Here is a 25835-nt window from a genome sequence, read left to right as displayed (position 1 = left end):
GGCGCGTGATCCCATGCCAGAACTTGCAGATAGCAACACCTTTCAGTCCTCCGGCCATGCCGCGGCGCTGAGCGAATCCGAAAAGCGTTTTGCAACGCTCTACAACCTCAGCCCCAACGTGGTGATCCTGTCCACCATCGACAGCGGAGTGATCTGCGAGGTCAATCGCCAGTTCGAAACAATGCTCGGCTGGTCCGCTGCCGAAACCATTGGTCGGACGGGTGTCGAGCTGGGGTTATGGGACGATTCCGAACACCGCAACAGCCTGGTCAGACGCGTCATGACCCAAGACGAGCCCGTCAGGCTGGATGTGCGATTGCGCGCACGAGATGGCCGACTGGTTGAAGGCACTTTCAGCGCATTGAAAATCGAACTGGAGCGCCAGCTTTATCTGCTCAGCACCTTCATGGACAACAGCGCGCACCTGCGTGCCGAACGCGCCCTGAAGGCCAGCGAAGAGAAGTTCGCCAAAGCATTCCACTCCAGTCCTGACGCAATCACCATCACCGAGCGCATCAGTGGCCGTTACCTGGAGGTCAACGGAGGCTTTTGCCGATTGATGGGGTTTACCCCTGACGAAGTGCTCGGCCGTACCGTCGCGGAGCTGGGCATCTGGGCTCACATTGAACAACGTGAGCAGTTGATTCGCGATCTGGAAGAAAATGGCCGGGTGCATCACCGGGAAATGACCGGCTGTCACAAGAACGGCTCCCACGTCACCGCTGAAGTGTCGGTCGAAACCATTACCCTCAACGATGTCGAATGCTTGCTGATGAATGCGCGGGATATCAGCGAGCTGAAGAGCGCCCAGGAGCAGGTTCAGCACCTGGCCTATCACGACTCCCTGACCAATCTGCCCAACCGGGCATTGCTCATGGACCGGTTAAGTCAGCAAATAATCCTGCTGCAACGCCACAATCTGCGTGGCGCTCTGCTGTTCATGGACCTGGATCACTTCAAGCACATCAATGATTCGCTGGGCCATCCGGTAGGTGACAGCGTGCTGAAGATTGTTACCGCCCGGCTTGAAGCCAGCGTGCGCATGGAAGACACAGTGGCGCGACTGGGCGGCGATGAGTTCGTGGTACTGATCAGTGGACTGGAAGGCAGCCGCAACGATGTCACTGATCAGGTGCTGGAACTGGCCGACATGCTCCGCGCCCTGCTCGCCCAGCCGATGTTTCTGGACAATCAACGTCTGCAAATCACACCGAGTATCGGTATCGCACTGATCCCCGACCACGGTCTGACCAGCGCCGACCTGCTCAAACGTGCCGATATCGCGCTGTACCGGGCGAAGGATTCGGGCCGCAATGCCACACAACTGTTTCATGATTCGATGCAAAAAGCGGCCAGTGAACGCCTGCGCATGGAGAATGATCTGCGCATGGCACTGCCACGCGGCGAGTTCAGCCTCTGTTATCAACCTCAAGTGGACACTCGCCTCAACCGCATCATTGGCGCGGAGGCCCTGTTGCGCTGGGAGCACCCCGAAACCGGGAACCTGCCTCCCAACCAGTTCATCCAGATACTGGAAGAGAGCGGAATGATTCTGGAGGTGGGCGCCTGGATTCTTGAGGAAGCCTGCCGGACGGCAAGCAAACTGCTGCGTGACAAACTGGTCGACGTCCGGCACTTCAGTCTGTGCGTCAACATCAGCCCCCGCCAATTCCGGCAGTCCGACTTCGTTGATCGAGTCAAACGCTGTCTTCGCATCAACAGCCTGCCGAGCAACCTGCTCAAGCTGGAGATTACTGAAGGCATCGTCATTCAGAATCTGGACGAAACCATTGCCAAGATGCATGAGCTGAAAAAGCTCGGGGTCAGCTTTGCCATGGATGATTTCGGCACCGGCTATTCATCCCTGACCTACCTCAAACGTCTGCCCGTAGATGCGCTGAAAATTGACCAGTCGTTCATCCGCGACGCAACCACTGACCCCAATGACGCGGAAATCATTCGAGCAATCGTGGCGATGGCCCAGAGCCTGAACCTGACGGTGATCGCCGAAGGTGTCGAGCAACCGCTGCAGCTGGAGTTTCTTGAGCAATTGGGATGTCGTTTATATCAGGGCTATCTGTTCAGCGAACCGCTGACCCTGAGCGCATTCGAAAAACGCTTGAAACAGCCCGAGATGTTGTTCGAAAGTCAGTTGGATGCTTAGAAACGAAAGAAGGCGCCATAAAGGCGCCTTCTTTTGCTGGCAACTGAACAATCAGCTGTTCAGGACTTTCTGCGCGTTGATCGGGATGCGTTTGGCTTTGGCCTCTTCAGGCACCAGACGCAGCAGATCAATGTTCAGCAAGCCGTTGGACAAGCCAGCGTTCTGCACTTCGATGTGATCAGCCAACCGGAACGACAATTTGAAAGCCCGCTGAGCGATACCCTGATGCAGGTAGGTCACGCCCTCAGCAGTATTTTCACGCTTGCCGCCCGAAACAGTCAGCACGCCCTTCTCGACCTGAAGCTCAAGGTCTTCTTCAACGAAACCTGCGGCCGCGATTACGATGCGGTATTGGTCATCCGCATGCTTCTCGACGTTGTAAGGAGGATAGCCGCCAGCGGACTCATTGCGGGCAGCAGCTTCGAACAGGTCATTGAAACGATCAAAGCCCACAGAGCTACGGAACAGAGGGGCCAGAGAAAATGCAGTAGTCATGATAAATCTCCTGTAAACAGCGAGTGGTTTAATCCGCGACCCGAATTCGGCATCGCGTAATCCCCAAACTAGGGTCGCCCAAAAGCTTTTCAAGAGTTTATTTTCAGATTTTTTATGACCGTTCGTCGGCACTGACACCGAGCAAAACACTGATCCGCTGACAGTCCGTTTCACGGCGTAATGCATCAAACATCTGCGTCGCTTCAGGGTAGCTTTTGGTCAATAGCACCAGCCACTGCTTGAGTCGGCCAGGCGCTTGAATCAGGGTCATTTTGTCCAGACACTGCAACCAGAAGGTCCGCAGCATGGGCTGCAACTCAGCCCAGGTCATCGGCACAACCTCTTCACCTTTCTGCGCGGCGGCAATCTGTCGGGCCAGATCAGGCCGCGCTACCAGCCCGCGACCGATCATGATGTCCCGAGCGCCGCAGATTTCCCGGCAGCGACGCCAGTCATCCACGGTCCAGATTTCCCCGTTGGCGACCACCGGCACCTTGACCACCTCCTGAATCCGGGCAATCCATTCCCAGTGGGCAGGCGGCTTGTAGCCGTCGACCTTGGTACGGGCATGCACGACAATCTGCTCGGCCCCTCCGTCCGCCAGCGCACGGGCGCAATCCAGCGCGCCGTCAGTGTTTTCGTAACCCAGGCGCATTTTCGCAGTGACCGGAATGTGCTTCGGCACCGCCCTGCGCACCTGACTCAGGATCGAATGCAGCAGCTCAGGCTCTTTGAGCAGAATCGCACCGCCACGGGAGCGATTGACGGTTTTGGCCGGGCAACCGAAGTTGAGATCCAGTACCGGCGCGCCCAGTTCACAGGCAAACGCAGCGTTCTCCGCCAGACAAACCGGATCAGAGCCCAGCAGTTGCAAGCGCAGCGGCGTACCCGCGTCGGTCTTGGCGCCTTTGTGAAACTCGGACGCGTACTTGTAGAAGTAATGAGCCGGCATCAATCGCTCGGACACCCGGATGAATTCGGTCACGCACCAGTCGATCCCGCCGACTTTTGTCAGCGCATCGCGCAGGATGTCGTCAACCAGTCCCTCCATGGGCGCCAGAGCAATTTGCATGGGTCACACTCGAAAAAAAGTCCGGCAGTTTACGGCGCGCTGGCGGGATTGGAAACCAGGGGATCTGCAATGGCGACGCCATACCCCTCGATAAACTCTAAAGGCATGCGTTTAGGCTTGCCGCTGGACAGTTCGATGCAGACAAAAGTGGTCTGAGCGCGCAACAACGTCATGCCATCACGGGGGCGGCGTAGCTGAAAACGTCGAGTCATTTTCAAGCGTTTGTCCCAATCGACAATCCAGGTTGCCAACTCCAGTTCATCGTCCTGATAGGCGCTGGCCAAGTAATCGATCTCATGCCGAACCACCGCCATGGCCCGATCCAGACGACGATACTCACTCAGGTCCAGCCCTAACTGCTGCGAATGACGCCAGGCGCAGCGCTCCAGCCAGGTGACGTACACCGCGTTATTGGCGTGCCCCAGCCCGTCTATATCGTCTGCTGCCACATTGAGGTCGATCACAAAAGGCGTTGTCAAATCCCAGACCATGCTTGCTCCTGCGTTGCTGGTTGTAGGTGCGAGTGAGTGTAACCAAAGCGACGAAGAGAGTGGGCGAATGCTACTGGCGCGTAGCACCCCGAGACTGTGACAGCGGAGTATCGGCCTGGCCGACGTCGTTTAACCCTCTGATTGGAATGCTTTTTCACCTGTAGGAGCGCGCTTGCCCGCGAAGCGATCTGTCAGTTGACGGGTAAGCGTCTGTACTGACGCTATCGCGGGCAAGCGCGCTCCTACAGGGCCCCGTTTGCTGCGCGACAGCGCGGTGCTCGTGAGCTCATACTGAGGAATGAGGGAACGGGGGAGCATCAGGAGGGAGGATGCGTTTTATCAAACGCCAGAAAAACAAAAGGGCCATTCAATAATCGAATGACCCTTGGTCTCGCAGAGCGAGAAATCGTGGCGTCCCCTAGGGGACTCGAACCCCTGTTACCGCCGTGAAAGGGCGGTGTCCTAGGCCACTAGACGAAGGGGACGCAAAACCTTCGAGCAGATTCGCTTGTTAGCAAACCCTGGCAAAATTGGTGGAGCTTAGCGGGATCGAACCGCTGACCTCCTGCATGCCATGCAGGCGCTCTCCCAGCTGAGCTAAAGCCCCGGATTTATCGCCTCGCGGCTCACATCACTTTCACATGATGCATTTTAAAATGGCGTCCCCTAGGGGACTCGAACCCCTGTTACCGCCGTGAAAGGGCGGTGTCCTAGGCCACTAGACGAAGGGGACGCAAAACCTTCGAGCAGATTCGCTTGTTAGCAAACCCTGGCAAAATTGGTGGAGCTTAGCGGGATCGAACCGCTGACCTCCTGCATGCCATGCAGGCGCTCTCCCAGCTGAGCTAAAGCCCCGGATTTATCGCCTCGCGGCTCACATCACTTTCACATGATGCATTTTAAAATGGCGTCCCCTAGGGGACTCGAACCCCTGTTACCGCCGTGAAAGGGCGGTGTCCTAGGCCACTAGACGAAGGGGACTGAACCTTCTTGATGCTGATGATCGGCGCTGGATCCGGTCATTTTTGCATCATTTCAAAGCAGTGTAGCCGAGCTTTGAAACTCTAAATTTGGTGGAGCTTAGCGGGATCGAACCGCTGACCTCCTGCATGCCATGCAGGCGCTCTCCCAGCTGAGCTAAAGCCCCACATCAGTGGACGGGGCGCATGTTAAGCGTGAGTCGCAGAGCTGTCAAATTTATTTTTTACAATTTCGAAAGTTTTTTGTCGGTAATACAACCACTTACCATTCAGCCCCCGGAAAACCGGGGGACTGACAGGCACGGGCATTGCTTCAGGCAATAGCGCCCAGAAGCTTTTCCCATTCCTTGTTTTCTTTCTTCGAGACGCCACCCAGCAGATCAAGCGCCTGACGCAAGCGGAAGCGGGTCAGATCCGGGCCCAGGATTTCCATCGCGTCAGTCACCGAGACGGAATTGGCCTGCCCGGTGATCGCGGCAAACATCAACGGCATGGCATCACGCAGCTTGAGCTCCAGATGCTCGACGACAGCCTGGATGCAGCCCATGATCCGGTCTTTTTCCCACTGACGCAGGGACTCCAGTTTCCACAGAATCAACTGCATGACCTGACGCACCTGATCTGCAGACAGTTTCTTGTGCTCGAACAGTTTGACGTCCGGCGTCACGCCACCGGCGAAGAAGAAACTGGCAAGTGGTGCGACCTGACTGAAGGTCTCCACCCTGCCCTGCACGTGCGGTGCGATCTTCATCATGTATTCAGGGTTCAGCGCCCAGTGCTGCAGGCGCGACGCGAACTCTTCCACCGGAAGTTCACGCAGCCACTGGCCGTTGAGCCATGACAGCTTCTCGATGTCGAAAATCGGACCGCCCAGAGAAACCCGCGACAGATCAAAGTGCTCAACCATTTCTTCCAGAGAGAACTTCTCGCGCTCGTCAGGCATCGACCAGCCCATGCGCCCCAGGTAGTTGAGCATCGCCTCAGGCATGAAACCCATGCGCTCGTAGAACGTGACAGAGGTCGGGTTCTTGCGCTTGGACAACTTGCTCTTGTCAGGGTTACGCAGCAGCGGCATGTAACACAACTGAGGCTTGTCCCAGCCGAAGTATTCGTAAAGCAGGATCAGCTTGGGCGCCGATGGCAGCCATTCTTCGCCGCGCAGCACGTGAGTGATGCCCATCAGGTGATCGTCGACGACGTTGGCCAGAAAGTAAGTCGGCAGACCGTCGGTCTTCATCAGGACTTGCATGTCCATGCGGTCCCACGGGATTTCGACTTCACCGCGCAGCATGTCCGGCACGACGCAAACGCCCTCGGTCGGCACTTTCATGCGGATCACATGAGGCTCGCCCGCCGCCAGACGACGCGCGACTTCTTCCTTGGGGAGCAGCAACGCACGGCCGTCATAGCGCGGCGTTTCGCCACGAGCGGTTTGCTCGGCACGCATCTGATCCAGCTCTTCAGCGGTGCAGAAACACGGGAAAGCATGACCCAGCTCAACCAGTTGCTGAGCGTACTTCTGATAAATATCGCCCCGCTCGCTCTGCCGATACGGACCGTGCGGACCGCCGACATCCGGACCTTCGCTCCACTCGATACCCAACCAGCGCAACGCGTCGAAAATCTGCTGCTCCGACTCGCGGGTCGAACGCAGTTGATCGGTATCTTCGATGCGCAGGATGAACTCACCGCCATGCTGCTTGGCGAAGCAGTAGTTGAAAAGCGCTATGTAGGCCGTGCCAACGTGAGGGTCGCCGGTAGGCGAAGGCGCGATGCGGGTACGAACGGTGGTCATGAAAAATCCCGAAATAGGTCAAACAAGCCGTGAATATTAACAGGGGCCGAGGATACTGTGGGAGCTGAGCTTGCTCTGGGCGGCATTCCGACGATAAACGATAACGCGGTGTACCAGTCGTCCCGCGTCCACCTCTTCGCGGGCAAGCCTCGCTCCAACAGGCAAGTCATCAAACCGTGAGCAACCGCTCACGCAGCTTGCCGATTTCGTCGCGCATCTGCGCCGCAGCTTCGAACTCCAGGTCGCGGGCCAACTGGTACATCTTTTCTTCCAGTTGACGAATACGCTTGGTGATCTCGCTCGGTGAGCGCAATTCGTTTTCGTACTTGGCGCTTTCTTCCGCTGCCTTGGCCATGCCTTTGCGCTTCTTGCTGCGCGAGCCCGGCACGGTGGCGCCTTCCATGATGTCGGCAACATCCTTAAACACGCCTTTTGGCGTAATGCCATTGGCCAGGTTGAAGGCGATCTGCTTGTCACGACGGCGCTCGGTTTCGCCAATCGCACGCTCCATGGAGCCGGTGATGCGGTCCGCATAGAGAATCGCCCGCCCATTGAGGTTACGGGCCGCACGACCAATGGTCTGGATCAACGAGCGCTCGGAACGCAAAAAGCCTTCCTTGTCCGCATCGAGAATCGCCACCAGCGAAACCTCCGGCATATCCAGGCCTTCGCGCAGCAGGTTGATCCCCACCAGCACGTCGAAAGTCCCTAGCCGCAGGTCGCGAATAATCTCCACGCGCTCCACCGTGTCGATGTCCGAGTGCAGATAACGCACCCGCACGCCGTGGTCGGCCAGGTAATCAGTCAGGTCTTCGGACATGCGCTTGGTCAGCGTGGTGACCAGCACCCGCTCTTCCAGTGCCACGCGCTTGGTGATTTCCGAGAGTAAGTCATCCACCTGAGTCAGCGCCGGACGAATCTCGATTTGTGGGTCTACCAGACCGGTTGGCCGCACAACCTGCTCGACGATACGACCCGCGTGTTCAGCCTCGTAGTTACCAGGTGTCGCCGAAACAAAGATGGTCTGCGGACTGACCGCTTCCCACTCGTCAAACCGCATCGGCCGGTTATCCAGTGCCGACGGCAGACGGAAGCCATACTCCACCAGGGTTTCCTTACGGGAGCGGTCGCCTTTGTACATGGCACCGACCTGCGGCACGCTGACGTGGGATTCGTCGATGACCAGCAGCGCATCCGCTGGCAGGTAGTCGTATAACGTCGGCGGCGGCGCGCCGGAAGGGCGTCCTGACAGGTAGCGCGAGTAGTTTTCAATGCCGTTGCAGTAACCCAGCTCCAGGATCATTTCCAGGTCGAAACGGGTCCGCTGCTCAAGGCGCTGAGCTTCAACCAGCTTGTTGTTGGTGCGCAGGTACTCAAGACGCTCCTGCAACTCAACCTTGATGCCCTCCATCGCTTCGACCAGGGTTTCCCGAGGTGTGACGTAGTGGCTCTTGGGGTAGAAGGTAAAGCGTGGCAGCTTGCGGATCACCTCGCCAGTCAGCGGATCGAACGAGGAAATGCTTTCTACCTCGTCGTCGAACAGCTCGATGCGAATCGCCTCCAGATCCGACTCGGCCGGGTAGATATCGATCACATCACCGCGCACCCGGAACGTGGCCCGGGCGAAATCCATGTCATTGCGGGTGTATTGCAGGTCAGCCAGACGACGCAACAAGGCGCGCTGATCGAGTTTGTCGCCCCGATCCACGTGCAAGACCATGCGCAGATAGGTTTCCGGACTGCCCAGACCATAAATGCACGACACCGTGGTGACGATGATGGCGTCCTTGCGCTCCAGCAGCGCCTTGGTTGCAGACAGACGCATCTGTTCAATGTGGTCGTTGATCGACGCATCCTTCTCGATGAAGGTGTCCGACGACGGCACATAGGCCTCAGGCTGGTAGTAATCGTAATAAGAGACGAAATACTCAACGGCGTTGTTCGGGAAAAATGCCTTGAACTCACCGTACAACTGCGCGGCCAGGGTCTTGTTCGGCGCGAGCACCAACGTGGGGCGCTGCACCTGCGAGATGACATTGGCGATGCTGAATGTCTTGCCTGAGCCGGTCACCCCCAGCAGGGTCTGGTGCGCCAGGCCGGCATCGATCCCTTCGACCAGTTGGCGAATAGCCTCTGGCTGATCACCAGCAGGCTCAAAACGGGTTACGAGCTGAAACTCGGACATGACGTACCTCTTTGGTGGTTTACGCGCATACAGGCTCACGCAAGCCACAGCGCGAAAACCAAAGAACGGCGTGCGTCTGACCCGCTAGCGGATCAGTCGTACAGAATATGAAGTGATGAGACTACAGATGGAGTCGCCATCGCCAGCTTTCAACCCACGACTTTCAACCTGCTGAATCGACATCTATTGCTGCGCCCCATTACAGGATGCCGGTTGCAATATGACCAGAGGTCGACAAACGACTGCAAAAAACCCGGAAAAACCCGTCACCGACTGTCGCCCCGGTCGGCGATGCTCTCTATACTGACTCCCCGATTGTGCACCGCTCTGGCGCATTCGGTTCAGAGCGGGTTTCCCCTCACCCCTCACACAGAGCCGCCACAACAATGAGCCTGTTCTCCGCTGTCGAAATGGCACCACGCGATCCAATCCTGGGCCTCAACGAAGCATTCAACGCCGATACCCGCACCACCAAGGTCAACCTTGGCGTGGGCGTCTATTGCAACGAAGAAGGCCGAATCCCCCTTCTGCGCGCCGTTGCCGAAGCAGAGAATATTCGCGTGGCTCAACACGCTCCTCGTGGCTACCTGCCGATCGACGGCATCGCGGCGTACGACCTGGCCGTACAAAAACTGCTGCTGGGCGCTGATTCGCCGCTGATCGCTTCCGGCCGCGTCCTGACCACTCAGGCTGTTGGTGGCACCGGCGCACTGAAAATCGGTGCTGACTTCCTTAAGCAACTGCGTCCTGATGCCGTCGTGGCCATCAGCGATCCAAGTTGGGAAAACCACCGCGCCCTGTTTGAAACTGCCGGTTTCCCGGTACAGAACTATCGCTACTATGATGCGACCAGCCATGACGTGAACCGTTCCGGCATGCTGGAAGACCTGCAGAATCTGCCCTCCGGCTCGATCGTCGTGCTGCACGCTTGCTGCCACAACCCGACCGGCGTGGACCTGACGCTGGACGACTGGAAAAAAGTCCTTGAAGTGGTCAAGAGCAAAGGCCACGTGCCGTTCCTGGACATGGCGTATCAGGGCTTCGGTACCGGCATTGACGAAGATGCGGTTGCAGTTCGTCTGTTCGCTGAATCCGGCCTGACCTTCTTCGCTTCCAGCTCGTTCTCCAAATCCTTCTCGCTGTACGGCGAACGTGTCGGCGCGCTGTCGATCATCACCGACTCCAAAGAAGAGACCGCTCGCGTCCTGTCCCAGGTCAAGCGCGTGATCCGCACCAACTACTCCAACCCGCCAACGCATGGTGCGACCATCGTTGCTGCGGTGCTCAACAGTCCGGAACTGCGGGCCAAGTGGGAAGAAGAGCTAGGCGAGATGCGCGTACGTATCAAGAGCATGCGCCAGGCCATGGTTGAGCGTCTGGCCAACAACCCTGCGGGCCAGGATTTCAGCTTCGTGGGTCGTCAGAGCGGCATGTTCTCCTACTCGGGCCTGACCACTGAACAGGTGCATCGCCTGCGTAACGAGTTCGGCATCTACGCCCTAGACACCGGTCGCATCTGCGTCGCTGCGCTGAACCAGAGCAACATCGACACCGTCTGCAAGGCGATTATCCAGGTGATCTAAAGCTTCACCGTGGTGAAAAAAGGGAAGCAGACGAGGGTCTGGCTTCCCTTTTTTATTTGTACCCGTTTTATTTGTATCCCGTAGGACCGGCTTCAGCCGGGAGGGCTGACGCATATCCTGTGGGAGATTCTATGGTTGTCTTCAAGCTTGATCTTGTAGGACCGGCTTTAGCCGGGAGAGCGGTATTTCTGACGAAGAAAATTTAGCGAATGTACCGACGCCCTCCCGGCTAAAGCCGGTCCTACGGGATTGTGGAACCTGTGGGAGCGAATTCATTCGCGAAGGGGCCGGGACATTCACAGCATCTTTATCATCCGGAACACCGCCTTCCCGGATGAATCCAGTCCCACAGACAGGTCACGTATCAAATCGCGAACAGCCCTTGAGTCCTCCTTTGAGAAAAGATATCCAGCCCGGTTAACTGGCACTCTTTGTATCATCCCCGATACATTCCAGACACGCCCCCGACACCCCCTCACGCCACCCTTTCGCCGCGCCCGTCGGCGAAGTAGCATGGCGGGCAGCGTTGATCTTCAATAGCGGCCAGTGATGGCGGCATCACCAGGCAGTGGTCGCATCATGCAATCAACCGAAACTTCAGCTGAAACCCCACAAAGCAGCGACCCGCGCTGGAACACCCGCGCCCTCATCGTCGATGACGACGTACCGATTCGCGAACTGCTCTGCGACTACCTTGCGCGCTTCAACATCCAATGCCGGGGCGTGACCGACGGCACTGAAATGCGTAAGGCGCTGGAAGAAGAAAACTTCGACGTCATCGTCCTCGATTTGATGCTGCCCGGCGAAGACGGCCTTTCTTTGTGCCGCTGGCTGCGCAGCACCTCGGACATCCCGATTCTGATGCTCACCGCCCGCTGCGAACCCACCGACCGGATCATTGGCCTGGAGCTGGGTGCCGACGATTACATGGCCAAACCTTTCGAACCTCGCGAACTGGTCGCCCGCATCCAGACCGTGTTGCGCCGCGTACGCGACGACCGCAACGATGAGCGCTCCACGGTACGTTTCGATGCCTGGCGCCTCAACAGCGTGCTGCGTCAGTTGATCGCCGCGGATGGTCTGGTGGTGCCACTGTCCAACGCGGAATTCCGCCTGTTACGTGTTTTTCTGGAACGCCCGCGTCGGGTGTTGAGCCGTGAGCAACTGCTCGACGCCGCTCGCGGACGCTCCATAGAGGCCTTTGATCGCAGCATTGACCTGCTGGTCTCGCGTCTGCGCCAGAAGCTCGGGGATGACCCGAAAAACCCACAGTTGATCAAGACCGTTCGCGGTGAGGGTTACCTGTTTGACGCAAGGGATATTGGTTGATCCGCTCCGCTGACACCCTCTTCGCCCGCCTGTTCGGGGGGGCGTTGATTGCTATTTTGCTCGCGCATCTGCTGGCGTTCATGTGGTTCAGGTTTTACGGGTTTCCACCACCACCGCCTCCACCCATGTCCGAGTCAGGGCAGCAGATCGAGGGGCGTGCTTTTCAGCGTCCGGAGGACGGTCCGCCGCCTGGCCACAGACCACCGTTTTTCCGTGGCCCTGTCGTGCCGCTGATCTTCCAGCTGATTACCCTGGTGATCGCTGCCTGGTACGGCGCCAAGGCGTTGAGCAGACCGATCCAGCACTTGAGCAACGCCGCCGAACGGCTCAGCGAAAACCTCGACAGCCCGCCCATGGAAGTCAAAGGTCCGCTGGAAGCGCGGCAGGCCGCGCAGACATTCAATCTGATGCAGCAACGCATCCGCGAGCAGGTGCAACAGCGCGGGCGCATGCTTGCGGCAGTCTCCCATGACCTGCGCACGCCGCTCTCGCGCCTGAAATTGCGGGTCGAGCAAATCGACGAGCCCAGACTGCACGGGCAGATGACTCAGGATCTGAACGACATGATTGGCATGCTCGATGCCACGCTGACCTATCTGAATGAGCAACGCACCAGTGAAATCGTGCAGTTGTTCGATTTGCAGGCCTTGATCGAATCCCTCGCTGAAAACGCTCAGGACAATGGCGATGACGTCCAATCCAGTGGCCAGTGCCTGCCGCTGAAGACTCAACCCATGGCCCTGCGCTCGTGCATCAATAACCTGATCGACAATGCTCTGCGTTATGCCGGTCAGGCGCGGGTCGAAATTATTGATGATCCGCAACACGTACGCGTCATGGTGATTGATCACGGCCCAGGGATCAGCGCCGAGCACCACGAAGCCGTGTTTGAACCCTTCTATCGCCTGGAGGGCTCGCGCAATCGCAACTCCGGTGGCGTCGGGATGGGCATGACCATCGCCCGCGACGCCGCCCGGCGCATGGGCGGCGATTTGTCACTGGCCGAGACACCCGGTGGCGGCCTGACCGCCGTGTTGGTCTTGCCGCGCTTCTGAAAGCGCCACGTAACGACGCCGATACACAACCCATATACCCTCGACACCTGCCACCTAGAGGCTTGACAAGCCGGTGCACCGTCACCGGATCAATCAACCTGAGGGAGTCAGCCTGATGATCAGTGCCGTTAGTAATAACAGCTATTCGAGCTACACCAGCTCCAGCGCGAGTACCGCTGCGAGCAAGAAATTCCAGGAGCAATTGCTGGCTAAACTGGACACCGATGGCGACGGCAGTGTCAGCAAAGACGAGCTGAGCGCTGCAAACTCGTCTTCTGACAGCAAGGACGGCATTACCGTCACGCTGAGTGAAGCGTTCAGCAGCCTGGACGCCAACGAGGATGACAGCCTCGACGCCGACGAACTGGCAGCCCTCACCCCGCCGCCTCCACCAAGCGGCCAGCCTGCGACCGATGTTGCCGAAGACCTGCTCAGCGCGATGGACACCGACGGCGACGGCGCAATCAACAGTGACGAGTTGACCGCAGGCTTGAGCAGCGCGGGCAGCACCGCCGACAGTGCTCAGGTGTTTGATGCACTGGACACCAACAAGGATGGCACGGTCAGCCTTGACGAATTGACCGCAAGCCTGCAACCGCAGCAGCCACCCGCTCCACCGGCTTCGTCACTGGAAGCCAGCGAGCAGTTGTTCAGCTCACTGGACGCTGATGGCGACGGCAGTATCAGCGCCGATGAGCTGACCAGCGCTCTTACCGCCACCTCAAACGGCAGCACCACCGCCGAAAACAAAGCTTCCGAGGCTTTGGGCCGGATGGTCGCAGCACTGACCGAGCGTTACGACACCAGTGGCAGCAAGCCGGTCGGCAAGTATCTCGATACGGCTGCTTGATGTGAAAACCTGAGGGGGGCTTGTTCGCGTTAAACAATGACGCGGCGCGTCTTCTGGCCGCGTCTCATGTATCGCAGGCAAGCACCACTCCACAGGCCGCTTCGCGAATGAATTCGCTCCCACCGGGATCAACGCTTGCAGGCCAACAAAGAATCTCAAACAGGGTTTGCGCCAGCATGACCGGCTACAGTCAGGCCTGCTATCACCGTGCCAGGGCCAAAAACCGGACTCACCAGAAAACAAAGCACTGTCGTTAAGTCCGAAAAGTGCGCGGTATTATTTGAAAACGTTCTAGTCAACTGTCAGTTACCACAGCGACTCTTGTCAGTATCTTGCTATAACTGGAATGACTGATGCGTGGTTAAGCCTCTCACAGGGATAATAAGTTATTGCATTAAAGTGCCTGGAGCTTAGTTCGCATGGACATTAATGAAGCGCGCCTTGTTAGTAAAGACATCACGCATTACGCCGTTGAATATGACCATGAACTCAAGATCCTATGGGGACTGTTCGTCGATAAAAAAAGCGCCAGCTTTACACGTCCACTGATGGCAGAAATTATAGAACGCGACCGAGAACTGGCGGTTGATGCGCAGGGGGTGATATGCGCGGGCAGCGATCGCCCGGTTGATTTTTATGTGTGGGCCTCGCGCATGCCTGGCTTTTTTAGCCTGGGCGGAGATTTGGCATTGTTTGTTGATCTCATAAAAAAGGGTAACCGGGCAGAATTAATGGACTATGCAACCCAGTGCATTGACATCATGTTCTCAAGGCTAAGTAACTACCACTCTCCCCGATTGGTTACGGTTTCGCTGGTACAAGGCGCAGCGTTGGGCGGCGGGTTCGAAGCAGCCCTGGCCAGCGACATCATCATTGCCGAGGAGCAGGCAAAATTTGGCTTGCCGGAAATAGGCTTTAATCTTTTCCCCGGGATGGGTGCTTACAGCATATTGTCGAGGCGCATAGGCCCGGACCTGGCAAAGCAGATGATTGTGTCAGGGGATATTTATTCCGCCAGGGCTTGCCTTGAAAGAGGTGTAATCGATGTTGTTGTCCCTGAGGGAGAAGGCGTGAATGCACTGGCTGAATATATAAAAAAAACGCAGAAACGAAAAAACGGATTGACGGCTTTTTACAATGCCCGTCGCGCTGTATCACCAGTCACTTATCAAGAACTAATGGTGGTCACGACTCACTGGGTCGAGGCGGCACTAAAGCTGGAAGATCAAGACTTGCGATTGATGATGAAACTTGTGAGGTCGCAGCAGCGAAAGCTGGAACAGATTCGAACCTCTGTTTGATACTTCTAAACCGCGTGAGACAGTGAAATGAATACTTATGTATTTGGAAGCTCACCCGAAGAGCTGGAAAGGCTGACCTTTCAGGCGACGGTACTAAGGCCTATAACGGCTCGGCTGTTGTCGGACGTGGGTCTGGCAACAAGTATGCAGGTTCTTGATCTAGGAAGCGGTGCCGGTGATGTTGCCATGCTGGCCGCGGAGTATGTGGGCGTTAACGGGAATGTGTTGGGCATAGACCTCAGTGAGCAAGCCGTGGAGTTGGCGCGTTACCGTGTGTTGGAGGCAGGCTTGCAGCAGGTCAGGTTTGAGGTCTGTGACATCAAGGACTTTTCAAGTCCATGCCTGTTTGACTGCGTCATTGGACGTTATGTCATGGTGCATCAATCTGACCCCGTGGCTTTCTTGCGCAAGGCTGCCAGCCTGGTCAAGCCGGGAGGTGTTCTGGCGCTGCACGAAATTTTGTTAGTGGACCCATTGATCGAGTCACACCCTGCCATTGCCATGTGGAGTCGTGCGGGAGACTGGATCGTTGCGGCGATTCGCGCACGTGCTTCGCACCACGATATCGCAGCAAACATGGTGGAGTCTTTCTTCGAAGCCGGTTTGCCATACCCGGAGCTGAGTTGTGAGCGCCCTATCGGGGGCGGTAAAGATTCATTGATGTACCGCTGGGCAAGTGAAGGCGTGAAAGCGGTTTATCCACATCTGATTCGTATGGGCCTGGCAACGCCTGAAACAGAAGATCTCGATACCTTCGAGAGTCGACTTCGATCACAAGCACTCGACACGCATGCTCAACTGTTAGGGCCTACACAAATTACAGCATGGGTGCGGATGGAAAATCACAAAGTCGATCCAACAGAAAACCGATAAAGGCTCACAAGCACCTGATTCTGCGCCACTGGACGAACTTGTCCACGTCGTCACCGGTCTGACATTTGCCTGCCTATTGAGTACCGCAAATGCCCGCATTCGACCCCGCAACGGTTATCTGGATTGTCGCCGCTTTAGCCACTTGTGGCGTCATCATGCGACCTTGGCGGGTGCCGGAATTTGTCTGGGCGTTGGGGGCCGCGGTGCTGCTCACAGCGTTGGGGTTTATCCCGCTGCACAAGGCGCTGGGTGCGGTGGCGGAAGGTGGCGATGTCTACCTGTTTCTGATCGGCATGATGGTTCTGGCCGAACTGGCCCGGCAACAAGGTCTGTTCGACTGGCTGGCCATGCTTGCCGCAAAACATGCAAAAGGCTCAGGGCAACGCCTGTTTGATCTGGTGTTTCTGGTCGGCACCCTGGTCACGGTGTTCCTGTCCAACGACGCAACTGCGGTTGTCCTGACGCCCGCCGTTTACGCGGCAGCCCGCGCTGCCAAGGCCGAGCCACTGCCCTATCTGTTTATCTGCGCCTTTATCGCCAACGCGGCCAGTTTTGTCCTGCCGATTTCAAACCCGGCCAACCTGGTGATATTCGGCAACAACATGCCACCACTAGGAACCTGGCTCTGGCATTTCAGCCTGCCTTCGATTGCCGCCATCGGTATGACCTATCTCGTGCTGCGCCTCACGCAACGCAGCCATCTGCGCAAGCCTCTGGAAACAGACATCACGCTGCAACCGCTGTCCAGCGGTGCACGTCTGACAGCGTTCGGGATCTTGCTGACGGGGATCGTATTGCTGAGTGCATCGGCGCTCGATATGCAACTTGGGCTACCGACGTTCTGTGCATGTATCGCTACCGCTGCATTGATCCACCTGCGTCAGCGGCTTAACCCGCTGCCGGTGCTCAAGGCGGTTTCCTGGAGTGTATTGCCACTTGTGGCGGGTTTGTTCGTGCTGGTAGAGGGCTTGGCACTGACCGGGGTTATCGATCATCTGGCCCACGCGCTGAAATCACTGGCCGACGATTCGGCCACTCAGGCGACGTGGACAGCTGGCGTGATCGTGGCGATTGCCAGCAACCTGATCAACAATCTGCCGGCCGGTTTGATTGCGGGTTCGGTCGGACATATCGCTCATCTACCCACCGAAACCACCAGTGCGCTGGTCATCGGCGTGGATCTGGGTCCCAACCTGTCAATCACCGGATCACTGGCAACCCTGCTCTGGCTGATCGCCATCCGCCGCGAAGGCGAAAACGTCACAGCTATGGGCTTTCTAAGACTGGGAATTCTGGTCATGCCACCGGCATTGATCGGTGCATTGGCGGCGTTGTCGATCACCACCGGCGGATAAACAGCGTGTCAGGCAACGGCACTGGCAGGTTGCAGTAACCTTGCCTCCAGTTGCCGGGCGATGCCCTGCAGGTCCATTAGCGTGGCGCGCCAACTGTTTGCACCACTGCCAATGCTCACCAACGAACGTGCCCGGTCATTGACCGACACCACCTTGCCCGCATTGGTCTGCCAGCCCTGAGCGAGCATCGTCGGGTCAAACTGGTTGAACGAGTCAATGGCTTCAACCTGAGACACTGCGAAGCCAAACGTCAACGTCTCTCCCCTGACCACCAACACCCGCGACAGCGGCGTGTGGGGTTGTGGCGACGATTCGATCAAGCTGCTCAGGCACACCAGTGGAAGCTGCTCGCCCCGCAGATTGAACTGCCCCAACAAGTGATTTTCCGGCTGGGCAAGGCCAATCATTTGCGTGGGTATCGAGAGGATTTCCAACACCTGACTGAGTGGCGTGACGAACTGGGTCGGCGACTTGAACAACAGGCAGGCCTGACGCATGACCGCTTTCGCCTTGCTGGCACGACTCTCTGATGACTGCGGCTGGGTCTGGTAAAGCTCGGCGTAGTTCTTGACTCCGGATCGCTCCAGCAGAGACTGATGATTGATCAGGACAGCCTGCAATCCGTCACCGAGGTTCATCACACCGGCCAACAACTCTGGCTCCCGCAAGCCATAGACGGGCATCGGCAGCAGGCTTTGCGGGTCCCGACGTTCAATGGCGACCATACGATCGTAGCCAAACCCGGACACCCTGCCGTCGGTGGCCGTCAGCAACAGAAGCTGGCTCTTGACCTGCATGTGACTGCAGTCAAAACCCAACACTTGAGACAAGCTCAGGACCGGAATTTTAGTATCACGAATCACGGTGACGCCCAGGCAATAGCCATTCCCGAAATCGGTAGGCGCGACCTGCGGCTTGTCGACCAACTCGGTGACTACGCTGGCATCAATGCTGAAATGCTGCCCGTCACATTCAAAGACCAGGTAATGACGCAACTGGCTTTTCGCTTGCAACGTATCGCGACTGATCGGCCCTGCCGCTGTATCTGCGGCAAACAGTACGCCGGGCAAGCTGGCGAGGAACGCCAGATCCAGCATGTAGATCAAGCGACTGTCTTCACCGGTCATGATCAGCGTGGGTATCAGCCCGCTGCCCTCGCCGCCCGGTCCCAAAGGACAGAGCTGAGAGTCGGCGGCCTTGACGATGTCGCAGACGGCATCAATGGCAACGCCCAACAAGCCGCCTTTGTACTTGAGGATGGCGACCAGCGGAGTTGGCGCTTGCTCTGGCATGTCGTCGCTGAGCACAGATCGCAGATCCACAAGCGGAACCGGTCTGCCACGCAAGGTGAAAACCCCAGCCAACACACCGCGCGTCACCGGATGGCGCTGCAGATTGGTCGGCCAGTGAACGGCCTCCATCAACGAGGTGGCTTCGATGCCCAGAAACGCACCGTTTATCTGCACCACGCCGTAGGCGCGCAGCGTGTTCATGCAGGCAGCCCGGAAGGTCTACTGGTGCGGGCACTGACATTCACAACACCTTGCTCATTGCCAACCTTGGTCTGGTGCAGTTCGAAAATCAGCGTTTCTACCTGGCCTGCTGAATCCATTTGCTTGGCGGTTGCGGCATTGATGCTGTCGATGGCCACGGTGGTCTCGTTGACGCCTTTGACGATCTGCTCGAAAGCACTGCCGGCACTCAAGGAGATCTCGCTGCCGGATTTTATCCGGCTGACGGTTTCCAGAATTAGTTTGTTGATTTCCTTGGTGGCCTGGGAAGACTTCTCGGCCAGCTTGCGCACCTCATCTGCAACCACCGAGAAGCCCAGGCCATGCTCACCGGCCCTTGCGGCTTCGATGGCTGCGTTGAACGCGAGCATGTTGGTCTGGCTGGCGATTTCACTGATGACCTGAATGATGTCCTGAATATCTTCAGCAGACTTGCCAATCATGGTCATGGCTTCGGCTGCCCGGACCAGTGTTTCCGAGCCCTGACTGGCCTGTTCACGGGTCAGCCTGGCCAGGTCAGTGGCTTGATCAGTGCTCTGCGCCACATAGGAAATTGCGCTCATCAGGTTTTGCACTGAAGCGTCCATGGCTCGGGTTTTAGCTTCGATGGCTTCTTCCAGTTCGACCTGTTGAGTGATGTCCGTGGCGAACTTCACCACTTTATAAGGTTTGCCATCGCTGTCGAACACCGGGTTGTAAGTCGCCTGAATCCAGATGTGCTGGCCGAACTTGCTCAAGCGCATGAAACGTCCGGAGAAAAACTGCCCTTGAGACAAGTCATGCCAGAACTCGCGATAGGCCGTGCTGCGCACGTACTCTTCCTCGCAGAAAATCCGGTGGTGCTGACCACGCAGCTCTTGCAGGCTGTAACCCAGCGACTTGAGGAAGTTGGCGTTGGCATCGAGGATATTGCCCGCCATATCGAACTCGATCACCGCTTGCGCGCGATCAATCGCATTGACCTTGCCCTGGCGCTCAGCGCTGCTTTCTTTTATTTCGGTGACATCCAGCGCGAACTTGACCACTTTGTAAGGCTGGCCATGGGAGTTGAGAATCGGGTTGTAAGTGGCTTGAATCCAGATTTCCTTGCCGTCTTTGCGTTTGCGTCGATATTCATTGGTGTCGTATTCGCCGCGACCGAGTTTTTCCCAAAACTCGCGGTAGCCCATGCTGGCACCAAACTCTTCGGTGCAGAACATACGGTGGGGCTGGCCGATCACTTCGTCCAGCTCATAACCAAACACGGCGAGGAAGTTAGGGTTCGCAGACAGGACTTTGCCAGTCAGGTCAAATTCGATAACTGCCTGAGAACGCTCGATGGCAGTGACCTTGCCGACGAACTCAGCATTGCGGGCCCGCACTTCAGTCACATCGTTGGCAAACTTCACGACCTTGTAAGGACGACCATCGGGGTCAAAAATAGGGTTGTAGGTGGCACTGATCCAGACTTCACGCCCGCCCTTGCCCAGCCGCATGTACTCGCCTGAATCGTATTCACCGCGCTCAAGCTTGGCCCAGAAGGCCCGATAGGCCGGGCTGTTGAGGTATTGGTCATCGCAGAACATGCGATGGTGCTGGCCCAGCACTTCGTCCAGACGGTAGCCGAGCACCTTCAGGAAGTTGTCATTGGCTGCAAGCACCCGACCATTCAGATCAAACTCGATCACGCCTTGAGAACGCTGAATAGCTTCGACTTTGCCTTCGTATTCCGCGTTGCGCATGCGCTGATCGGTAATATCCGTGGCAAACTTCACCACTTTGAATGGCTCGCCAGCCTGATTGAGAATCGGGTTATAAGTCGCCTGAAGCCAGATTTCCTTGCCGCCCTTACCCAGCCTTTTGTATTGCCCCTGATCAAATTTCCCGGTCGCCAGCGATCGCCAGAACTCAGCATATTCAGGGCTGGAAGCGTATTCCGGAGTACAGAACATACGGTGATGGCGGCCCTGCACTTCTTCGAGACGATAGCCCACCTTGTCGAGGAAATTGGCGTTCGCCTGCAGTATGTTGCCTTCCAGATCAAACTCGATCATTGCCTGGGAATGATTGATGGCATTCATCATAGAGTTCAGATCGATGGCAGAGTCGATAGACGAGTTTGCGGAAGGAGTGGACATGGGCGGGTCTCGAAAAGGGAGCGATCATCGGGTTCTTATTGTTTCGTTGTCGGCCCTGACTGAAACTTCCTTAATAAAACATCACCATCATCCGATCAGCGGATGGCTATGTGCCATTAATGATGAGTTGGGCGTAACTTACGTCATTCCGCGGCGCTTGATAATCGTTATTTTCAATGGACACGATAATATTTTTTGGAACTTTTCCATTAACGTCACGGTCAGGCCCGCCGAGGCATACACGCGGCGCCACTGTCCAATCGCCCGCCTTTGGTTCAAACATGGATCCAATAAGCGTGAGGTTAAAAGTGAACCTCAGGACAACGGTGATTAATAAACTGTTACAGCACTCATACTGAAAAGGCATAACAAACTTGAGTGATATCGCAAAAAAAAGCCGCCCGACTCATCAGTCATTAAGCGGCCTTAACTTCCTTACCTACGTTATTTCCTGCTGACTCAATGCACTACCTGCGAATTGCAGCTTGCAGCATTGAGCGACCATCCTTACTTTTCCAGCGACTCGACACCCATTTCGTCCCAGACCTCTTCCGCCAGATGGAACGTAGCGTTGGCCGCCGGAATACCGCAGTAGATTGCGCTCTGCATCAGCACTTCCTTGATCTCTTCTCGAGTCACACCATTGTGCTTCGCAGCCTTCAGGTGCAGGCGCAGTTCGCCTTCGCGGTTCATGCCGATCAGCATGGCGATCGTCACCAGGCTTCGGGTGTGACGCGGCAGACCGGGGCGAGTCCAGATGTCGCCCCAGGCGTGGCGGGTGATCATCTCCTGAAACTCTTCATTGAACGGCGTGAGTTTCTTCAGGCTGTTGTCCACGTGGGCATCGCCCAACACAGCACGGCGCACTTGCATGCCGGCTTCGTAACGTTGTTTTTCGTCCATTGGAAACTCCGGGTTCAGGCTTTCAAGAAGGTCACGACGCGCTCACCAAATTCACTTCCCGCTTCGATGCTGGAAAGATGCGCAGCATGAAATTCGGCGTATTCGGCACCGGCGATGTGCTCGGTCAGAAAACGTCCGTCGGCAGGTGTGGTGACCGCGTCCTGGGTGCCGCAGACCACCAGCACCGGCAGCGTGATTGCGCTGATCTGTTCACGGAAGTCCGCGTCGCGTACCGCTGCGCAGTTGGCGGCATAGCCCTGAGGTGAGGTCTGGGCCAGCATGTCCACCACCGGCTCCACCCGCTGCGGCTCGGCTTTGGCAAACCCCGGGGTGAACCAGCGCGCAATTGACGCTTCGCGCAGGGCTTGCATGGCGGCTTTGCCGTCACGAAGAACGGTCTCGATACGAGGGTTCCAGACATCAGGGGTGCCGATTTTCGCGGCGGTGTTACACACCACCAGCCGTTGCACACGCTGCGGAGCATTGATCGCCAGCCACTGGCCAATCAGACCGCCCATGGACAGCCCGCAGAACAAGACGCTCGGCAGTTGCAAGGCGTCCAGCAGAGCCAATACATCGCGACCATTCTGCTCGATGCTGTAAGGCCCTTCGGTCACCAGCGATTGACCATGCCCGCGCGTGTCATAGCGCAGCACCTGGAAATGCTCGGTGAACACCGGCATTTGCGAATCCCACATGCTCAGATTAGTGCCCAGCGAGTTGGACAACAGCAAAACCGGCGCGCCTTGCGGGCCATCGAGTTGGTAATGCAGATCGCCGTCGGGGAGTTGGATGAAGGGCATAGAGGGCTCCTGAAAATTGAAGATTGAATCTGGTTCCTGTGGGAGCAGAGCTTGCTCGCGATAAGGCTGACGCGATTCTGCTTGAGAGTTGTGTTGCTCTTATCGTCGGAATGCCGCCCAGAGCAAGCTCTGCTCCCACAGTTCGAGTTAAATGTTCGCCAAAGCCACCGCCCTCTCCACCCACTGCTGCGCAAGGCCCAGGTAGTTGGCGGGATCAAGCAGATGGTCCAGCTCTGCGGCTGACAGCTCGGCACTGACCTGTGGATCTGCGCCAAGCACTTCGCGCAGATGCAGCCCCTGCTGCACGGCCTGGCGGCAGCTTTGCTCGATCAGATGATGCGCAGCATCGCGACCGATGCGCTGGGCCAAGGCAATGCTGACCGCCTCGGCAAGCACCAGGCCTCGGGTGGAATCAAGATTAGTGAGCATCTGCTCCGCGTTGACTTCCAGCGCTGGAATTACCTGCAAAGCCTGTTGCAACGATCCCGACACCAGGCAACACAGTTCAGGCAGGGTTTCCCACTCGGCGTGCCACAGACCGAGGCTGCGCTCGTGCTCCTGAGGCATGGCCGCGAACATCGTTGCGACCAGCCCCGGCGCACGCACTGAAGCGCTGATCATTACCGCCGCACCGACAGGATTGCGCTTGTGGGGCATGGTCGATGAACCGCCCTTGCCCGCTGCCGCCGGTTCAAAGACTTCGCCCACTTCGGTCTGCATCAACAGACTGATATCCCGGCCCATCTTGCCCAGACTACCGGCGATCAGGCCCAGCCAACTGGCGAACTCCACCAGCCGGTCGCGCTGGGTGTGCCACGGCTGCTCCGGCAAACTCAGTTGCAGTTCATGGGCCAGCGCTTCGGCAACCGGCAATGCTTGCGCGCCCAGTGCCGCCAGGGTGCCGGACGCTCCACCAAACTGCAGGCTCAACAGCCGTGGCTTGAGCTCCTGCAAGCGCTGACGATGCCGGGTTATCGCGCCCAGCCAAGCGGCGATTTTCATGCCGAGAGTGACCGGAGTCGCCTGCTGTAACCAGGTGCGCCCGGCCAGTGGCGTCACCGCGTAGCGCTGGGCCTGTCGGGCCAGAGATTCGGCCAGCTCGGCCAGATCCCGCTCCAGCAACACGATGGCTTCGCGCAATTGCAGCACCAGTCCGCTGTCCATCACATCCTGGCTGGTAGCGCCCATGTGGACATAGCGTTCAGCCGCAGGATTACGTGCCGCGATCTTCTTGCCCAGCGCCTTGACCAGCGGGATTGCCGAATTACCGGCATTGCCAATAGCAACCGCCAACTCGGCAAAGTCGAACAGCTCGGCGCGGCAACCGGCCTGAATGTCTTCGACCACTTCAGCGGGAATCAACCCCGTGCTGGCCTCGGCGCGGGCCAGCGCCGCTTCAAAGTCGAGCATGCCTTGCAGCCGACCATGGTCAGAGAAGATTTCACTCATCTGTGGCTGACTGAAATACGCGTCGAAAAGTTGCTGACTCGATCTATTCAAAACATGACTCCAGAATTCATGTGGCATCCGAATGGCTGACCCAGCCCTTGATCAGCACCGCAATGGCCGCCAGTGCCGCAGGCACCACCAGCGCGGTCAGTACCTGCTCGAAATTCCAGCCCAGGCCCAACAACGTGGCACCCGCCCATGCGCCGAGAATCGCGCCAAAACGGCCGATGCCCAGCATCCACGAAACGCCCGTGGCACGCCCTTGGGTAGGATAGAACCGTGCGGCCAGCGAAGGCATCGCCGATTGCGCGCCGTTGATACACATACCGGCCAGCAGCACCAGGGTCGCCAACACTGCAACGTTACCCAGGCTCTGCCCCACCAGCCAGGCGAACACGCCCGCCAGAAAATAGGCACAGCCAATCACTTTGTGCGGGTTGTACTTGTCCATGGCCCAACCCACGCCGACCGCGCTTAACACGCCGCCAAATTGAAACAGAGCCCCGATGAAGGCGGATTGTTCCATGCTCGCGCCGCTGTCGCGCATCAGGGTTGGCAGCCAGCTGGTCAGCAGATAAACGATGACCAGCCCCATGAAATAGGTCAGCCACAGCAATAAGGTCCCGGCGCTGTAGGTGCCGGAAAATATGACCTTCAAGACGTTACGGCTGCGCACGGTTTTCTGTTCCGGCACGCTGAAGTCTTTGGCGGCATTGACCTCCTGACGGGAGATCGGTGCCAGCACCTTGCGAATGCGGTCCACGCCGAGATTGCGCACCACCAGAAAACGCGCCGACTCCGGCAGCCAGATCATCAGCACGACCGTGAGGATCAGCGGCAGAATCCCGCCAAGCATCAACAGGCTGTGCCAACCCATGGCGGGGATCAGTTTGGCGGAAACAAATCCGCCGCAGGCCATGCCGAGGTTGAAGCCGCAGAACATGCTGGTCACCAGCAATGATTTGAGACGCTCCGGGGTGTATTCCGAGAGCAGTGTCGTGGCGTTGGGCATCGCAGCGCCAAGGCCAAGACCGGTGAGCAGACGCAGGATCAGCAGTTGATCGATGTTGCTGCTGTAGGCCGACAGCAGGCTGAACAGACCGAACAGAAACACGGCCACGACCAGCACCACCTTACGCCCGAAACGGTCAGCCAGTGGACCGGACCCCAGCGCGCCGAAGACCATACCGATCAGCGCGGCACTCATCACCGGGCCAAGGCTGGCGCGATCAATGCCCCACTCCACACTCAACGCCGGAGCAATAAAGCCCATGGCGGCCGTGTCGAGACCATCAAGGAATACAATCAGGAAACACAGAATCACCACTCGCCACTGATAACGGGACAAGGGTTGGGCATTGATAAAGGCCTGCACATCCAGTGTGCCGGCCTCGGGCACGCGAGCCGAAAGCGTCATGGTGGTTCCTTTTATTATTATTTGGGTCGCTCGCTGCTGCGAGCGCCCTGTTTCTGATCAAACTCTATAAATCTCTTAACTGGAATGCAGTTTCTGCAGGAGCCGCC

17 protein-coding genes, 6 tRNA genes and 3 pseudogenes are annotated in these 25835 nt (G+C 57.5%); 8 read left to right on the top strand and 18 right to left on the bottom strand.

The features are described from left to right. Nucleotides 1–67: 67 nt before the first annotated feature. A pseudogene (locus AO242_RS24945) lies at nucleotides 68–2164 on the top strand (putative bifunctional diguanylate cyclase/phosphodiesterase); the annotation flags it as partial. 51 nt (nucleotides 2165–2215) lie between these two features. On the opposite strand, the gene AO242_RS24940 reads toward AO242_RS24945, so the two are convergent. From AO242_RS24940 to uvrB, 11 genes are all read right to left on the bottom strand, one after another. After that, nucleotides 2216–2659: an Hsp20 family protein gene (locus AO242_RS24940; protein WP_027900866.1), complete on the bottom strand. Its 444-nt coding sequence runs from the start codon at nucleotides 2657–2659 to the stop codon at nucleotides 2216–2218. 112 nt (nucleotides 2660–2771) lie between these two features. After that, nucleotides 2772–3731 (bottom strand): tRNA dihydrouridine synthase, encoded by a 960-nt coding sequence (locus tag AO242_RS24935; RefSeq protein ID WP_099270793.1) that lies wholly within the window; start codon nucleotides 3729–3731, stop codon nucleotides 2772–2774. A 29-nt stretch (nucleotides 3732–3760) separates the two neighbouring features. Beyond that, nucleotides 3761–4222, bottom strand: a complete 462-nt coding sequence (locus AO242_RS24930; RefSeq protein ID WP_027900864.1) for an acyl-CoA thioesterase — start codon at nucleotides 4220–4222, stop codon at nucleotides 3761–3763. Between the two features lie 409 nt (nucleotides 4223–4631). Next, nucleotides 4632–4707, bottom strand: a tRNA-Glu gene (locus tag AO242_RS24925). 46 nt (nucleotides 4708–4753) lie between these two features. Next, a tRNA-Ala gene (locus tag AO242_RS24920) sits at nucleotides 4754–4829 on the bottom strand. 50 nt (nucleotides 4830–4879) lie between these two features. Further along, nucleotides 4880–4955, bottom strand: a tRNA-Glu gene (locus tag AO242_RS24915). A 46-nt stretch (nucleotides 4956–5001) separates the two neighbouring features. Further along, nucleotides 5002–5077 (bottom strand) — tRNA-Ala (locus tag AO242_RS24910). 50 nt (nucleotides 5078–5127) lie between these two features. Next, nucleotides 5128–5203 (bottom strand) — tRNA-Glu (locus AO242_RS24905). Nucleotides 5204–5293: 90 nt separating this feature from the next. After that, nucleotides 5294–5369 (bottom strand) — tRNA-Ala (locus AO242_RS24900). Nucleotides 5370–5515: 146 nt separating this feature from the next. Continuing rightward, entirely contained in the window at nucleotides 5516–6997 is a 1482-nt protein-coding gene (gene gltX / locus AO242_RS24895; protein WP_099270792.1) for a glutamate--tRNA ligase, read from the bottom strand. 169 nt (nucleotides 6998–7166) lie between these two features. Continuing rightward, nucleotides 7167–9182 (bottom strand): excinuclease ABC subunit UvrB, encoded by a 2016-nt coding sequence (uvrB, locus tag AO242_RS24890; protein ID WP_099270791.1) that lies wholly within the window; start codon nucleotides 9180–9182, stop codon nucleotides 7167–7169. A 386-nt stretch (nucleotides 9183–9568) separates the two neighbouring features. Between uvrB and AO242_RS24885 the strand changes: the two genes are divergently transcribed. The 7 genes from AO242_RS24885 (at nucleotide 9569) to AO242_RS24855 (ending at nucleotide 17528) form a co-directional block, all read left to right on the top strand. Further along, nucleotides 9569–10765, top strand: coding sequence for an amino acid aminotransferase (locus tag AO242_RS24885; RefSeq protein WP_099270790.1), 1197 nt, complete (start codon nucleotides 9569–9571; stop codon nucleotides 10763–10765). Nucleotides 10766–11344: 579 nt separating this feature from the next. Continuing rightward, nucleotides 11345–12094: a response regulator gene (locus AO242_RS24880; protein ID WP_099270865.1), complete on the top strand. Its 750-nt coding sequence runs from the start codon at nucleotides 11345–11347 to the stop codon at nucleotides 12092–12094. Continuing rightward, nucleotides 12091–13149, top strand: coding sequence for a sensor histidine kinase (locus AO242_RS24875; protein WP_099270789.1), 1059 nt, complete (start codon nucleotides 12091–12093; stop codon nucleotides 13147–13149). The genes AO242_RS24880 and AO242_RS24875 overlap by 4 nt, the downstream gene beginning before the upstream one ends. Before the next feature lie 115 nt (nucleotides 13150–13264). After that, nucleotides 13265–13999 carry a XopAW family type III secretion system calcium-binding effector gene (xopAW, locus tag AO242_RS24870; RefSeq protein WP_099270788.1) on the top strand — a complete coding sequence of 245 codons (735 nt, stop codon included), beginning with the start codon at nucleotides 13265–13267 and terminating at the stop codon, nucleotides 13997–13999. Between the two features lie 419 nt (nucleotides 14000–14418). After that, on the top strand, nucleotides 14419–15300 hold the full coding sequence (locus AO242_RS24865) for a crotonase/enoyl-CoA hydratase family protein (RefSeq protein WP_099270787.1): 882 nt from the start codon (nucleotides 14419–14421) through the stop codon (nucleotides 15298–15300). A 27-nt stretch (nucleotides 15301–15327) separates the two neighbouring features. Further along, nucleotides 15328–16173: an SAM-dependent methyltransferase gene (locus tag AO242_RS24860; RefSeq protein WP_099270786.1), complete on the top strand. Its 846-nt coding sequence runs from the start codon at nucleotides 15328–15330 to the stop codon at nucleotides 16171–16173. An 89-nt stretch (nucleotides 16174–16262) separates the two neighbouring features. Further along, on the top strand, nucleotides 16263–17528 hold the full coding sequence (locus tag AO242_RS24855; protein ID WP_099270785.1) for an arsenic transporter: 1266 nt from the start codon (nucleotides 16263–16265) through the stop codon (nucleotides 17526–17528). An 8-nt stretch (nucleotides 17529–17536) separates the two neighbouring features. Here AO242_RS24855 and AO242_RS24850 read toward each other — a convergent pair whose 3' ends face one another. The 7 genes and pseudogenes from AO242_RS24850 to AO242_RS24820 all read right to left on the bottom strand — a co-directional run bounded on the left by AO242_RS24850 (nucleotide 17537) and on the right by AO242_RS24820 (nucleotide 25728). Then, nucleotides 17537–19021, bottom strand: a complete 1485-nt coding sequence (locus tag AO242_RS24850) for a chemotaxis protein CheW (RefSeq protein ID WP_099270784.1) — start codon at nucleotides 19019–19021, stop codon at nucleotides 17537–17539. After that, nucleotides 19018–19500 (bottom strand): annotated as a pseudogene (locus AO242_RS30310) (methyl-accepting chemotaxis protein); the annotation flags it as partial. The gene AO242_RS24850 and the pseudogene AO242_RS30310, both read right to left, overlap by 4 nt. A gap of 159 nt (nucleotides 19501–19659) precedes the next feature. Then, a pseudogene (locus AO242_RS24845) lies at nucleotides 19660–21099 on the bottom strand (PAS domain-containing protein); the annotation flags it as partial. Nucleotides 21100–21663: 564 nt separating this feature from the next. Beyond that, nucleotides 21664–22059 carry a 4-carboxymuconolactone decarboxylase gene (pcaC, locus tag AO242_RS24835; protein ID WP_027900854.1) on the bottom strand — a complete coding sequence of 132 codons (396 nt, stop codon included), beginning with the start codon at nucleotides 22057–22059 and terminating at the stop codon, nucleotides 21664–21666. 14 nt (nucleotides 22060–22073) lie between these two features. After that, nucleotides 22074–22862, bottom strand: coding sequence for a 3-oxoadipate enol-lactonase (gene pcaD, locus AO242_RS24830; protein ID WP_099270781.1), 789 nt, complete (start codon nucleotides 22860–22862; stop codon nucleotides 22074–22076). Between the two features lie 147 nt (nucleotides 22863–23009). Next, nucleotides 23010–24362 (bottom strand): 3-carboxy-cis,cis-muconate cycloisomerase, encoded by a 1353-nt coding sequence (locus tag AO242_RS24825; RefSeq protein ID WP_099270780.1) that lies wholly within the window; start codon nucleotides 24360–24362, stop codon nucleotides 23010–23012. A gap of 16 nt (nucleotides 24363–24378) precedes the next feature. Further along, complete coding sequence (locus AO242_RS24820) at nucleotides 24379–25728, bottom strand: MFS transporter (protein ID WP_027900851.1); 1350 nt, start codon at nucleotides 25726–25728, stop codon at nucleotides 24379–24381. Nucleotides 25729–25835 lie beyond the last annotated feature (107 nt).

Origin of the sequence: Pseudomonas sp. ICMP 561 (genome assembly GCF_002699985.1) — a bacterium.
Lineage (GTDB): Bacteria > Pseudomonadota > Gammaproteobacteria > Pseudomonadales > Pseudomonadaceae > Aquipseudomonas > Aquipseudomonas quasicaspiana.
This window is presented reverse-complemented; position numbering and strand designations above follow the sequence as displayed.